The sequence below is a fragment of the Pseudomonas sp. GM78 genome (assembly GCF_000282475.1).
In the GTDB taxonomy this organism is placed as follows: Bacteria; Pseudomonadota; Gammaproteobacteria; order Pseudomonadales; family Pseudomonadaceae; genus Aquipseudomonas.
This window is the reverse complement of sequence record NZ_AKJF01000108.1, coordinates 1-13,469: the sequence shown is the minus strand read 5'-3', so window position 1 is coordinate 13,469 and position 13,469 is coordinate 1. Positions and strand designations below refer to the sequence as shown.

The 13,469-nt window shown below is 60.3% G+C and carries 15 protein-coding genes and 1 pseudogene; 4 read left to right on the top strand and 12 right to left on the bottom strand.

All coding sequences use genetic code 11. From position 1 onward, the window contains the following. Positions 1-3: 3 nt before the first annotated feature. From ngg to PMI35_RS13670, 3 genes are all read left to right on the top strand, one after another. Complete coding sequence (ngg, locus tag PMI35_RS13660; protein WP_008060854.1) at positions 4-1,749, top strand: N-acetylglutaminylglutamine synthetase; 1,746 nt, start codon at positions 4-6, stop codon at positions 1,747-1,749. 146 nt (positions 1,750-1,895) lie between these two features. Then, positions 1,896-3,086, top strand: a complete 1,191-nt coding sequence (locus tag PMI35_RS13665) for an osmoprotectant NAGGN system M42 family peptidase (protein ID WP_008060851.1) — start codon at positions 1,896-1,898, stop codon at positions 3,084-3,086. Positions 3,087-3,232: 146 nt separating this feature from the next. After that, positions 3,233-3,460 (top strand): YheU family protein, encoded by a 228-nt coding sequence (locus PMI35_RS13670; protein ID WP_008060849.1) that lies wholly within the window; start codon positions 3,233-3,235, stop codon positions 3,458-3,460. Here PMI35_RS13670 and csrA read toward each other — a convergent pair. The 3 genes from csrA to PMI35_RS13685 all read right to left on the bottom strand — a co-directional run bounded on the left by csrA (position 3,449) and on the right by PMI35_RS13685 (position 5,005). After that, entirely contained in the window at positions 3,449-3,640 is a 192-nt protein-coding gene (gene csrA, locus PMI35_RS13675) for a carbon storage regulator CsrA (protein WP_008060847.1), read from the bottom strand. The two genes, PMI35_RS13670 and csrA, sit on opposite strands and share 12 nt — an antisense overlap. A 152-nt stretch (positions 3,641-3,792) precedes the next feature. Continuing rightward, the gene (locus PMI35_RS13680; RefSeq protein ID WP_008060845.1) at positions 3,793-4,125 is read right to left on the bottom strand and encodes a YnfA family protein; all 333 of its coding nucleotides are present in this window, start codon (positions 4,123-4,125) and stop codon (positions 3,793-3,795) included. Positions 4,126-4,189: 64 nt separating this feature from the next. Next, positions 4,190-5,005: an SDR family oxidoreductase gene (locus PMI35_RS13685; protein WP_008060839.1), complete on the bottom strand. Its 816-nt coding sequence runs from the start codon at positions 5,003-5,005 to the stop codon at positions 4,190-4,192. Between the two features lie 286 nt (positions 5,006-5,291). On the opposite strand from PMI35_RS13685, the gene PMI35_RS34035 reads away from it, so the two are divergent. Further along, positions 5,292-5,444, top strand: a complete 153-nt coding sequence (locus PMI35_RS34035; protein ID WP_008060837.1) for a DUF3309 family protein — start codon at positions 5,292-5,294, stop codon at positions 5,442-5,444. Between the two features lie 77 nt (positions 5,445-5,521). Here PMI35_RS34035 and PMI35_RS13695 read toward each other — a convergent pair whose 3' ends face one another. The 9 genes and pseudogenes from PMI35_RS13695 to PMI35_RS34655 all read right to left on the bottom strand — a co-directional run. Then, positions 5,522-7,621 (bottom strand): LTA synthase family protein, encoded by a 2,100-nt coding sequence (locus PMI35_RS13695; protein WP_032831701.1) that lies wholly within the window; start codon positions 7,619-7,621, stop codon positions 5,522-5,524. A gap of 337 nt (positions 7,622-7,958) precedes the next feature. Continuing rightward, positions 7,959-8,564: an START domain-containing protein gene (locus PMI35_RS13700; protein ID WP_008060832.1), complete on the bottom strand. Its 606-nt coding sequence runs from the start codon at positions 8,562-8,564 to the stop codon at positions 7,959-7,961. A 41-nt stretch (positions 8,565-8,605) separates the two neighbouring features. After that, the gene (locus tag PMI35_RS13705) at positions 8,606-8,860 is read right to left on the bottom strand and encodes a YkgJ family cysteine cluster protein (RefSeq protein WP_008060831.1); all 255 of its coding nucleotides are present in this window, start codon (positions 8,858-8,860) and stop codon (positions 8,606-8,608) included. Positions 8,861-9,025: 165 nt separating this feature from the next. Then, entirely contained in the window at positions 9,026-9,481 is a 456-nt protein-coding gene (locus PMI35_RS13710) for a hypothetical protein (RefSeq protein ID WP_008060829.1), read from the bottom strand. A 90-nt stretch (positions 9,482-9,571) separates the two neighbouring features. Continuing rightward, positions 9,572-11,011, bottom strand: coding sequence for an aminotransferase-like domain-containing protein (locus PMI35_RS13715; protein ID WP_008060827.1), 1,440 nt, complete (start codon positions 11,009-11,011; stop codon positions 9,572-9,574). A 202-nt stretch (positions 11,012-11,213) separates the two neighbouring features. Beyond that, positions 11,214-12,026 (bottom strand): OmpA family protein, encoded by an 813-nt coding sequence (locus tag PMI35_RS13720; RefSeq protein ID WP_008060825.1) that lies wholly within the window; start codon positions 12,024-12,026, stop codon positions 11,214-11,216. Beyond that, positions 12,023-12,379: a DUF4398 domain-containing protein gene (locus tag PMI35_RS13725; RefSeq protein ID WP_008060823.1), complete on the bottom strand. Its 357-nt coding sequence runs from the start codon at positions 12,377-12,379 to the stop codon at positions 12,023-12,025. Before PMI35_RS13725 ends, PMI35_RS13720 begins: the two co-directional genes overlap by 4 nt. 9 nt (positions 12,380-12,388) lie before the next feature. Then, positions 12,389-13,204 carry a substrate-binding periplasmic protein gene (locus PMI35_RS13730; RefSeq protein ID WP_008060820.1) on the bottom strand — a complete coding sequence of 272 codons (816 nt, stop codon included), beginning with the start codon at positions 13,202-13,204 and terminating at the stop codon, positions 12,389-12,391. Positions 13,205-13,400: 196 nt separating this feature from the next. After that, positions 13,401-13,469: pseudogene (locus PMI35_RS34655) on the bottom strand (electron transfer flavoprotein subunit alpha/FixB family protein); the annotation flags it as partial.

Below are 13,469 nucleotides of genomic sequence, written 5' to 3'. Positions count from 1 at the left end.
TCGATGAAACCTCAAGCCACGGCGTACAGCCAACGCCTGTTGCGGGGTCAGGCGCCCTCTTACGAACGCTTGCAGGCGCGCCTGGCCGAAGACGGCAGCGAACTCGGTACCGCGCCGATTGCCGTGCATTGCGGCTGGGGACGACTGTTGATCGGCCATACGTTCCCCGACCCGGTGAGCCTCGCCCAGGCGTTGCTCAACGAGCAACCGGGTGAGCGCGACATCGCCCTGTATGTTGCCGCGCCCCAGCAAGTGCTGGGGCTGGAACCGGCCCAGCTGTTTCTCGACCCCTCTGACACCCTGCGGTTGTGGTTCAGCGATTACCGCCAGGCAACCCGGGTGTTTCGCGGTTTTCGCATTCGCCGTGCGCAAGGCGATGCCGACTGGCAGGCGATCAATCAGTTGTATCAGGCGCGCGGCATGTTGGCGATCGACGCCCGTTTGCTGACCCCGCGTCACCTGGGCGGCCCGGTGTACTGGCTGGCCGAGGACGAGGACAGCGGCGCGGTGATCGGCAGCGTCATGGGCCTCAATCATCAAAAGGCCTTCAACGATCCGGAACACGGCAGCAGCCTGTGGTGCCTGGCGGTCGATCCGCACTGTTCGCGGCCCGGCGTCGGTGAAGTGCTGGTGCGGCATTTGATCGAACACTTCATGAGCCGTGGGCTGAGCTACCTGGACTTGTCCGTGCTGCACGACAATCGCCAGGCGAAGAACCTTTACGCCAAGCTCGGTTTTCGCAATCTCTCGACCTTCGCCATCAAGCGCAAGAACGGCATCAACCAGTCGTTGTTTCTCGGCCCAGGCCCTGAAGCGGCGTTCAATCCGTACGCGCGGATCATCGTCGAGGAAGCCCATCGCCGCGGCATTGATGTGCAGGTCGATGATGCCGAGGCCGGGATGTTTACCCTCAGCCACGGCGGTCGGCGGGTACGTTGCCGCGAGTCGCTGACTGACCTGACCAGCGCTATCAGCATGAGCCTGTGCCAGGACAAAAGCCTGACCCATAAAGTGCTCACGGCTGCCGGCCTGAACCTGCCCGCGCAGCAACTGGCGGGTAATGCCGATGACAACCTGGCGTTTCTCGACGAACACCAGCGGGTGGTGGTCAAGCCGTTGGACGGTGAACAGGGGCAAGGGGTGGCGGTGGATCTACAGACCATCGAAGAGCTCCAGAACGCCATCGAAGCCGCCCGCCAATTCGACAATCGCGTGCTGCTGGAAAGCTTCCACGAAGGCCTCGACCTGCGGATCCTCGTGATCGGCTTTGAAGTGGTCGCCGCGGCGATTCGTCGGCCCGCCGAGGTGGTGGGAGATGGCCAGCACTCCATCGGTGCGCTGATCGAAGCCCAGAGCCGACGGCGCCAGGCGGCTACAGGCGGCGAAAGCAAGATCCCGCTGGACTCTGAGACCGAACGAACCGTGCAGGCAGCCGGTTACGACTACGCCAGCATACTGCCGGCTGGCGAGCACCTGTTCGTGCGGCGTACGGCAAATCTTCATACCGGCGGGATTCTCGAGGACGTCACCGCGATCCTCCATCCCACACTGGTGGATGCTGCGGTGCGCGCGGCTCGGGCGCTGGATATTCCCGTGGTCGGCCTCGACCTGATGGTGTCTGCCGCCGATCAACCGCAGTACGTGTTTATCGAAGCCAACGAGCGCGCAGGACTGGCTAATCATGAACCGCAACCGACGGCCGAGCGGTTTGTCGATCTGTTGTTTCCGCACAGTCAGCCGGCCGTGTAGCGCCCGATCGTTCCCACGCGCAGCAAAGGAATCCAGCCCGGGACGCTCCGCGTCCCTCAAGAGCCGAACGCAGAGCGTCCGTTGATTCATTCCCACGCAGAGCGTGGGAACGATCCCCAACAGCACCCAATTCATCAGGAGTTTCCATGACCCGCCAATACCCGGAACCGGACCTGACCTACCTGCAAAAAGTCCTGCTGGAAATGCTCGCCATTCCCAGCCCCACCGGCTTCACCGACACCATCGTGCGTTACGTCGCCGAACGGCTCGAAGAGCTGGGCATTCCCTTCGAGATGACCCGTCGCGGCACCATCCGCGCCACCCTCAAGGGCAAGAAAAACAGCCCGGACCGTGCCGTTTCCGCGCACCTGGACACCATTGGCGCCGCCGTGCGCGCCATCAAGGACAACGGCCGCCTGACGCTGGCCCCCGTGGGTTGCTGGTCCAGCCGTTTCGCCGAGGGCAGCCGCGTCAGCCTGTTTACCGACGCCGGCGTGATCCGTGGCAGTGTGCTGCCCTTGATGGCCTCCGGGCACGCGTTCAATACCGCGGTTGATGAAATGCCGATCAGCTGGGATCACATCGAACTGCGCCTGGACGCCTATTGCGCCACCCGCGCCGATTGCGATTCCCTGGGCATCAGCGTCGGTGATTTCGTCGCCTTCGACCCGTTGCCGGAATTCACCGAGAGTGGCCACATCAGCGCCCGTCACCTGGACGACAAGGCTGGCGTCGCCGCATTGCTGGCAGCGTTGAAAGCCATCGTCGACAGCGGCGAAGAGCTGGCGATCGATTGCCATCCGCTGTTCACCATCACCGAGGAAACCGGCAGTGGCGCCGCGGCGGCGTTGCCCTGGGACGTCAGTGAATTCGTCGGCATCGACATCGCGCCCGTCGCGCCCGGCCAGCACTCCAGCGAACACGCGGTGAGCATTGCGATGCAGGATTCCGGCGGGCCGTACGACTATCACTTGTCGCGGCACCTGCTGCGCCTGGCCAGTGACAACGAGTTGCCGGTACGCCGCGACCTGTTCCGCTACTACTTCAGCGACGCTCACTCGGCGGTTACCGCCGGCCATGACATCCGCACCGCCCTGCTCGCCTTCGGCTGCGACGCCACCCACGGCTACGAACGCACCCACATCGACAGTCTCGCCGCCCTCAGCCGCCTGCTCGGCGCCTACATCCTCAGCCCGCCGGTGTTCGCCAGCGACGCGCAGCCGGCCACGGGCTCGCTGGACCGGTTCAGTCACCAGATCGAACACGAGACGCAGATGGAGAGCGATACGCGAGTGCCGTCGGTGGATAGCCTGGTGGGGCAACGCAACGACAGGTAAGGGAATGCGATCATGTAGGAGCTGCCGCAGGCTGCGATCTTTTGATCTTAAAAAGCAAGATCAAAAGATCGCAGCCTGCGGCAGCTCCTACTGGTGATGTGTTCATAACCGCCGTAGCATCGCGCCATTGTTTAGCCGAGGTGCCTATGCTGATTCCCCACGACCAACTTGAAGTCGATACCCTGACCCGCCTGATCGAAGACTTCGTGACCCGCGACGGTACCGACAATGGCGATGACACGCCGCTGGAGACCCGCGTATTGCGTGTTCGCCAGGCCTTGATCAAGGGCCAGGCCCTGATTGTCTTCGATCCGGAGAGCGAGCAATGCCAGTTGATGCTCAAGCACGACGTGCCCAAGCATCTATTCGACTGATTTCTTGTTGCGCGCCAGCTTGCGCTGGATTCGCTCGTAGATCTCGCTGCGGTGCACGTTGACATGGTTCGGGGCTTCGATGCCGAAGCGCACGTTACCGCCATTGACGGCAATGATGCGCACCGAAATGGTGTCGCCGATGGAAATCAATTCGCCGACTACACGACTCAGTACAAGCATGGCTTTGGTCCTTCAGGGTTACCGGGCCTTGAAGATGCCCGGTGCACGACGGGCCTACAAGACAGCCAGGGTAATCCAGACCGAACCTACAACCACTGGGTTGCCTTGCTGAAGGAAATGCCTGACACGCACCTCAATCGAGGGCCGATTCGTCAGGAAGCCGAGAAGCGTGGGCCGAACAGGATAACGCTGGCCCCGATCACGCACAGCGCCACGCCGAGCCAGTCGGAGCCTAGTGGACGAATCCGCTCGACCACCGCCAGCCAGCCAATCGAAGCAATAATGTAGATACCGCCATAAGCGGCATAGGCACGGCCTGCGTAAGTCGCCTCTATGCGCGTGAGCAACAATGCGAACAACGTCAGGCTGAGTAACGCCGGCACAACCCACCAGACGCTTTTGCCCTGGCGCAACCACATCCAGAAGGCGAAGCAGCCGGCGATTTCGAACAACGCGGCGAGGAAAAACCACAGGTAATTGAGCATGCGAACGTCTCGCGAGGATGGCCGATGGCGGCCACCCTAGCGAGGCTGTTCCGTACGGGCAAGTTCAGCTTGCCGATTGCCTGGCCTTGGCGCGCATCTTGTCGGCCATCAGGGTCATTTCGTTGTAGAGCAGTTGCGGGTTCTTCTGCTTCAACGCCCAGGCCTGGCGGCCCTGTTCGTGGGGCAGGATCATGAACTCACCGGCGGCGACCTGTTGGTAGATATAGTCGGCGATATCGGCGGCACTGATGGGCGAGCTTTCCAGCAACTTGCCAACCTGGGCTTTCATGGCCGGCGTCGGGCCGCGGAAGGAGTCCAGCAGATTGGTCTGGAAAAACGACGGGCAAACCACGTGCACGCCGACTTCCTGATGCGCGAGTTCGATCAGCAGGCTTTCGGACAACGCCACTACGCCGGCCTTGGCCACGTTGTAGTTGCTCATGGCCGGGCCTTGCATCAATGCCGCCATCGACGCGATGTTGATGATCTTGCCCTTGCTCTTTTCCAGCAACGGCAGGAAGGCCTTGCAGCCCTTGACCACGCCCATGAGGTTGATTGCGATCTGCCAGTCCCAGTCTTCCAGGGACAGTTCACTGAAGAACCCGCCCGAGGCCACGCCCGCGTTATTGACGATGACGTCGATACCACCAAACTTCGACTCGCAGGCCTGGGCAAACGCGGTCAGCTGACTGTAATCACGCACATCGCAACGCTGGATAAAACCGTCGCCACCGGCTTCGCGCACCTGTTTCAGGGTTTCCTGCAGGCCTGGTTCGCTGACGTCCGACAAGGCCAGCTGCCAGCCTTCGCGCGCCCAGCGCAGCGCGATTTCGCGACCCAGGCCGGAGCCCGCACCAGTGATCATCATGCGATTTTGCATAGCAAACAGCCTTGTTGTTCCGGGGAAGATGCGTCGAGTGTAGCGAAGGATATTGGTCGTCCCACGCTCTATCAGATTGCTGAATGCCCCGAGCAAACCGCAGGCGCGGCTCAACCAACTAACGCAACATCAGACGGAATAGGCAATAGTTCTAAAAACAGCAAAAAAACATGGAATTTTTTGCCCTGAGTAGCGGTCGGATTTTTTAAGCAGCTCGAATAAATGACATTCCCGCTGACTGATAACGGCTAGGTCATTCCTGAATACTTAAAGCAAGGAAACAGACATGGGCACAATTCTTCTGATCATTCTGATCCTGTTACTGATCGGTGGTCTACCGGTCTTCCCGCACTCCAGAAGTTGGGGTTATGGCCCGTCCGGTATCATCGGCGTGGTGTTGGTGGTGATACTGATCCTGTTGTTGCTCGGCAAGATATGAAGTTCTGACCGGTAAAAAAAAGAGGCTCTAAAAGAGCCTCTTTTTTATTGCATCGCTATCTGCTCGGTGTTGCCAGTTTAATCCGGCTTGCCGTCGACCACACCGGCGGTGTTGTCGATCAGACTCTTGGTCGCCGTTTGCAGGAACGCTTCGAGCTTGGTTTTAAGCTCAGCGGTACGCGGTGCATCAGGAACGACCACGGCACGAGGCGTAGCGCCCAGTTCGTACTGGTACATCTTCGGCGCCATGTCCTTGTCCTTCGGCAGAACCAGGATCTGGTCCGCGGTGATGATCGCGGTGGTCTGCTCGCTGCCCGACGGTTTGATCACACCGAAACCGGTGTCGCCTTCCGGCAGGTTGAGCAAGTCACGGCCCCAGCACTGATGACGCACTTCGCCACCGATCCGGCCCATGATGGTCGGTACGATGTCGACTTGAGTGCCAACGGTGTGGTCGAGCGTGCCGAACTTTTCCTGGATGCCTGGTGCGATCATCAGCATCGGCACGTTGAAACGACCCAAGTCCATTTCGGTGATCTGGCGCTCGTTGCCGAAACCGTGGTCGCCGACGATGACAAACAGGGTTTCCTTGAAGTAAGGCTCATTGCGCGCCTTCTCGAAGAACTGGCCCAGCGCCCAATCCGAGTAGCGCATGGCGGTCAAATGTTCGTTCAGGCTGCCACGATCGGTTACGCGTTCGACCGGCAAGGGGGTCGGCAACGCATAGGGGGTGTGGTTGGACAAGGTTTGCAGCAAGGCATAGAAAGGTTTCTTGTCCTTGCCATCGCGGGCCTTGAGCTCCACCAGGCCACGGTCGAACATGTCCTGGTCGGACACACCCCAGGTCGGGTCGGAGAACACCGGGTTAACGAAGTCGTTACGCCCGATGAAGTTGGTCATGCCCTGGTTGCTGAAGAAACCCGACTGGTTGTCCCAGGCGAAATCGCCGTTGTAGACATACACATCGTCGTAGTCACGGGCGCTGAGCAACTGCGGCAGGCCGGACAGTTTGTGGCTGCCTTCCGGGGTCTGCATCAGGTATTCGAAACCCGGCAGGTTCGGGAAGCAGGCCATGGTGGCGAACATGCCCTGGTGGGTGTGGGTACCGTTGGAGAAGAAGTGGTCGAACAGCAGGCCTTCCTTCGACAGTTTGTCGAGGTACGGCGTGATGTTGCCCGGTGCGCCCAGTGCACCCACCGAGTGACCGGCCATGCTTTCCATCAGGATCACGACGACGTTCTTGATCGGCAAGGTCTTGTCGGCCGGCGGCATGTAGTCACGACGCACGGCGGCGGTCTCGGCATCCACCAGTTTTTCGTCCTTCATCACCAGCAGGTCGCGCACGGTCTGCTGCGCCATCGGTTGAGGCAACGTGGCTTTCCAGATGTTGTCGCGATCTTCGGACATCCGGCTCTTCGCCGCAGCCACCAGGGACAGGGTACCGTTGAGGCCCAGTTGGTTGGCGAAGTTGGAATCGGTGGTGTAGACATCACCCCAGCGCATGGGCGGGCCTTGACGCAAGGTACCGCGGGCCGCGACCACGCAGATCAGCAGGCACACCACGAACACCATCGCGCGCGAGTACCAGGGGGCAACTTGCCGGGTACTGATACTGCCGCCGCTGAAAGGGCCACGAGGACGCGTGGCACGGTCGGCACCCTTGAACGCGAGGCTCAGGATCCAGGTACCCAGGGCCCAGGCCAGCAGGTAGCGAACTACCGGAAAACCGTACCAGAGCATGCTCATCACGGTTTTCGGGTCTTCCTTCACATACTGGAAGACCAACCCGTTGAGGCGCTGGTGGAACTCACGGTAGAAGTCCATCTCCATCAGGCCCAGGAACAGCGCGATGCTGGAGGTGACTGTCAGCCAGAAGCGGAAGATCCCCCGCGCCGCCATGGCCCGGGCACTGAACAGCGCCAGCACCAACGGAACGCTCAGGTAGACCACCAGGCGGAGGTCGAAACGCAAGCCGTTGGCGAATGCTTCGAAAAAGGTCGCGGCCGGTGTGTCGAGGATCATTTCGCGGTTGTAGACCAGCAGCGCGAGGCGCAGCACGGAAAACATCACCATCATGACCAGAGCGCACAACAGTGTGTAGGCCAGATGCGATTTGACGGTCGGTTGCAGCAAGCGACTCGATGCTCGCTTCTGACTCAGGGCGTCCGGGATTGCCATGTCGTTTTTAGGACCCATTGGAAGTTTAAGTTTCGAAAATACAGCTGCGCCCTGCCCTCTGTTGGCCAGTACTCGGCCCCGGGGTTCGCGCGGTGCGCAAATGTTGCACGATCAATCGCGGCATTGCCATTGATTACTGTTCGTCGATGGCCGCGCGGGGGGGAATTGTCTTGGAGGCTTTGTGAAAATTTTGTGCAACGAATATTCGGAAACACAATAAAGGTTTGTGTAGGAGCGATGCTTGCTCGCGATGGAGGGCCAACGTTAACGCGGGGTAACTGGCACCCTGCGGCGCTCTCAGGTTTTTCGCGAGCAGGCTCGCTCCTACAACCCGCTTTTATTTCTCGGCCAGAGCCTTCAGATTTTTCAGGGTATTGAACGGCGCATCCACCACAAACTTGTTGGCCACCATCGATGGCACGCTACCACCGGGCTCGGTATGCACCTGGTAGGTCACTTCAACCTGATCGCCCTTGGGGACGAACTTCCAGAAACCATCGACCTTGGCGACCCGCACAAAGCCCTTTTCTTCAGGAAGGTATTTCGGCACGCCCTCGAGCTTGCGCGTCAGGCTGCCGTCGGCGCCTGTGATCGTTGTGATGTGCAACACCGAATCACGCGGCGTGACCGGCCATGGCGTATTGAACTGGGTGTAGGTCCAGCTCTGATCGCCTTCGTGCTTGAGCAGCTTCTGGGTCTTGCACTCGTGAATCCAGGCGCAGGCACCGACCACGTCGTCCTGCAGCGCCCGCAGTTTGGCCACGGTGGTCTTCATCAGGGTAACGCCCTGATAGGCCTTGTAGTCGGAGCCGGCCACTTCACTCAGGGAGATCTTGATGCCGTCTTCATTCTTGGCGACTTTCCAGTCTTCGGCCTGGACGACCGAAGTGGCCAGTACAGCCGTCAAACCACACAACACAGCGATACGATGCAGCGAACCCATAATCTTATTCCTTATTGTTGAAGTTCCGTTCGTCGAACACATCACGCCGCGGTCATCTGCTCCCACCAGCCAATCAAGCGGATAGCCTCTACGCTGCTGTTGCCACACACCTCGATGTCGGCCTCGAAGGCCGAACACACCGCCGGGCGCTCGGGTTTACCGAAAATGTTGCACAGGTTTTCGGCAGACAGTTGCAGGCAACGTTCCCCGGCGGCTTTGCCATGGGGCATACCGGGAATCGGTGAACTGATGGAAGGGGCAATGCAGCAGGCGCCACAGCCCTCACGGCATTTCATGACGAAAAGCTCCTCGCGACGTGCAATGTGTTAAAGGACGGGGCACAGAGTAACCGCTAAAACAGTTGTTTTAAATTACCCTGGACTGGGTATTTGCCTGTAAACGGGTGTGACCGGCCAGTCTCCGACCAAGCGTCTGACGGGCAGGTCAGCCAAAGACGGGATTTACCGCTTGAACTCGAATTCCAGCGCTGCGCCTTCGACTTCACGGCGCTCTTCGTTACGCATTTGCAACTGCATTTCGTTGTTGATCAGCCTGCCGTTGAGCTGGAATTGGCTGCTTTTGTCACCGAACATTTGCGGCAATACCGGTTCACGCTTGGGCAATGGAACGGTACCGACCGGTTTCAGTTCTTCGACCATGTCCTTGGGCAGGCTCAAATCCAGGTCGGCTGAAGGCACCGGGGTTTTCACCACTTCGCTGGCCGGTTTGGACTTGGAGGCAATCGGTGGGCGCTTTTTTACCGCGGCGGGCTTTTTGACCGGTGCGGTTTTTTTCGGAGTTGCCTTGGCAGCGCTCACGGCGGGTTTTTCCGGCACGGATTCGGCCTTCACGGACGCCGGCTGAACACTCACTAACAGGCAGATCAACAGCCAGACGGCAGGAGAAATCGGCTTCATGTACCCAACGACGCAAACGGCGAAAACGACAGAGGTGCCTATGCTCGCCTGTTGCACGCCCCGTGACAAGCACGGACAGAGGCCGCCCGGTCAGAAGCCGCCGGCCATCTCCTGGCAGAGCTGGGTGGCAAGCATGCCCAGGGTCATCAACGCACGTTCGGCTTCGCGGTTCCACGGAATGCCGCAATTGAGCCGGATGCAGTGGTTGAACTGCTCGGTGTTACTGAAAATCAGCCCCGGCGCGATACTGATGCCCTGCTGCAACGCCCGCACATGCAGTTCCTGAGTATTGACCCGCCCCGGCAAGCTCACCCACAAAATGAAACCGCCGGTAGGCCGGGTCATCTGCGTGCCTTCGGGGAAATACTGCTGCACCGCCAGCTGGAAGGCGCTGAGGTTCTTGCGGTACTCCTGGCGGATGTAACGCAAGTGACGGTCGTAACCACCGTTTTCCAGATAGGCGGCAATGCCCATCTGCGTGACGCTGCAGGCCGAATGGGTACTGAAGGTCTGCAAGCGCTGGATCTCCTGCTGGTACTTGCCGGCAATCATCCAGCCGATCCGCACCCCCGGCGACAGGGTCTTGGAGAAGCTCGAGCAATAGATCACCCGGTCCAGCCGGTCATAGGCCTTGAGCGATTTGGTACGGCCCTGCTCGAACATCAGCTCGCCGTAGATATCGTCTTCGACGACCTGGATGTCGAAGTCCGACGCCAGGCGCAGCAGTTGCTTCTGCCGCTCCTCAGGCATGGTACCGCCTAACGGATTGCTCAGACGAGTGGTCAGCACCAGCGCCTTGATCGACCACTGGTTGGCCGCCAATTGCAGGGCTTCGAGGCTCATGCCGGTGGACGGGTCGCTGGGGATTTCGATGACCTTGAGACCCAAAAGATCGGCCAGCTGCAACAACCCGTAGTAAGTCGGCGACTCGGCCGCGATCAGGTCACCAGGCCGGGTCAGCACCCGCAGTGACATCTGCAGGGCATCGACGCAGCCGTGGGTGATCACCACTTCCGAAGGGTCGACCACCACGCCGGCATCGCGCATGCGGATCGCCACTTGTCGGCGCAAGGGTTCGAAACCGGGGCTGAACATGTAGCTGAACGCCCGCGGGCTATGGAACCGGGTGACTTTGGCCAATTGCTGATGCAGGGCCCGCACGGGCAAATAGTCGACGCTGGGCACCGCGGCGCCCAGTGGAAATACGCCTTCGCGACGGGACTCGACCAACACCTGCTGAATGATGCTGCTGCGGGTGACCAGGCCTGGTCGTTCGACCCGGGCAATGTCCGGTGTCGGCGCGGTCAGCGCCGGGGTCTGGTGCACGTAGTAACCAGACTGCGGCCGCGCGCGGATCAGCCCCTGATCTTCAAGATTGGCATACGCCTGCAGCACCGTGGCATGGCTGACATTGAGCTGCGAACTCATCTTGCGCACCGAAGGCACGCGCTCTCCCGGTTGATAGACACCACGGCGGATGTCTTCGGCCAGTTGCTGAGCAATACGTTGGTAGAGCAAGAGGTTGGTCATGACGCAGCACTCGATTTCACGGGCATTTTATTCTTGTGTGAAACAATACCGGAACAGTTTAGAAGTGTACGGGGACAGTTGCCACAATAGTCGACAGTACAGTGCAGTGTCAGCAAAAACTGTACTGTTTTGTGCGGTAATCGGCAGGCGAAAAAAAACCCGGCGCTGTCTGGCAGGCCGGGCTTTCCAGAGACGCTACCCTTTAGCGGGCAGCGCCGAGCTGGCCTTTTTCGTCGGAAAACACAATTTCCACCCGACGGTTCTGCGCCCGGCCCCGTTCGGAGGCGTTCGCGTCAACCGGATACTCGTCGCCATAGCCTTCAACCCGGATGCGCTTGTCGTCGATGCCCAGGTCCATCAGCACATCCGCCACCGATTGCGCCCGGTCGCGGGACAGCTTGAGGTTTTCCTGCTTGCCGCCGGTACTGTCGGCGTAGCCTTCGATGCGCACCACGCGCTTGGGGTTAAGCTGCAGGAACTGCACAATCTTCAACACCACGCGGTTGGCCGAGTTTTTCAGCTCTGCCTCGCCGGTGTCGAACAGCACATCGCCCAGGGTCATCACCAGGCCACGGTCGGTCTGGGTGGTGGCCAGGGCAAGGATCTGCTCTTCCAGCCATTTGCCCTGCTGCTGCACGCTGAGCAACTTGGATTCGCGCAGGGCCAGTTGCAGACGCTGTCGTTCCAGCTCCAGCTTGGCGGCGCGCTCTTCGTTGAGCACCAGATTGGTGTGCTCCCTGGCGATTTCGCTGTAGCGCTGGCTCAGGTAAGCGTAATGCACTACATCCGAGCCGCTGCCCCAATAGGTGGACAAACGGTCGGCGCGGGCCAGGGACTCACCGGCGCGAATCACATCCTTGGGGGCGATGCGCAGCACGTTGGAGTCTTCCTTGACCTTCTGGAAGTCGGCGCCCGCCTGTTGCAGCGCCGCCTCGCCTTGCTGGCCGGCGCAGCCGACAAGGCTGACAGTACCCGCCAGGATCAAAGCGCCGAGAACGTTTGACTTGAGGCTCATTGGGCGGCTCCCAACTGCTTTTGCAGGCGGGCGATGCGGGTGTTGAGCACGTTCAGCTGTTCTTCACTCTTGAGGGTCAGGACCCGGGCTTCGGCCAGGCGCGCGTCCAGCTCGGCCTGCTCGGCGCGCATCCGCGCATTCCGGAAAGACTGGTCAGCCATGCTGCCCTTGGCCCGGTTGTACTTGTCTTCGGCCAGTTTCATTTCCGGCACTTCGTCGGCAGTGGCACCCACGGCCCTGGCCTGCTCGACGGCCTGTGCGGTCAGGCGCATTTGTTCATTCGGCGCCGGATCGGCTGCACAACCCGCCAGAGCCAGAACGGCCAGGGCAGCGAAAAGAGGTCGAATACTCACTAAGAATCCCTACTGTTTTGGGGTACTGACAGGTTGTTTCTGCTGCGCGTTCCAACGCTCGATATTGCGTTGCAGCACGGCCTCCGTCAGTCCGGACGCGGGCAATTCTGTCATCTTTTTGGCCAACTGTCCGCGCAACCACGGATCGTTGCAGGCCGAGTTGTGGGAAACCGCCAGAAACAGACCCGGTTTGTCGACCGGTTGCGCGCGGGCCACCAGGTCATTGGCCATGCCCAGTGTCTGCGCCATCGCCATGCCGGAGTAACGCCCTGCCAGGACAAACTCCACCTCGCCCAAGAGCAGTTTCTGAAAGGCCTGGGTCAGGTTTGGCGTACGGATGAGGGTCAATTGCTGCTCGGCGAAAGTGGCGAATTGCGCGGTTAATCGCGACTTTTCCGACAACGCCCCGGGATGACCGTGCAGGTCCGCGACTGCGTTGTAGACCAGCGATGAATCCTTGCGGGTCCACACCAGGTAATCGTTTTCCAGCAACGCTGGATGAATGTAGTCCAGGGATTCCAGCTCGCTGACCGTCAACGGGGCATCGGCCAGCATGTCCATGCGCCCGCTGCGTACTTCCTCCAGCGCCTGGGCGCGTTTGCCGGCGTAGAGCAGCTGGACCTTGATGCCCAACTGCCCCGCTACCTGCTGCAACAAATCGGCACTGGCGCCGATCAGGTGCTTGGGATCTTGCGGGTCTTGCCACAGGTACGGTGGCGCATCCGGGCTGCCGGTGACCACCAGGCGTTCGCACTTGCCGGCGGCGATCGACAGTGCTGGCAATAGCGCCAGACCCAGAAAACTCCACACGAGACGCAGATCCATAGCAGCACACTCCCGTTGAGACCGTTTATATCCCTGTAGGAGCGAGCATGCTCGCGATGGTCTCAAATGCACCGCGTGCATCCAAGTTCCCCGCGTCATCGTTGACGTCCATCGCGAGCAGGCTCGCTCCTACAGGGGGAAAGGCAAAAAAAAGCCCGACCAGAAGGTCGGGCTCTTTATAAGTGAAGCCGCCGGATTAGACCAGCTTCTCCAGCTCAGGGATGGCTTCGAACAGGTCCGCCACCAGGCCGTAATCGGCCACCTG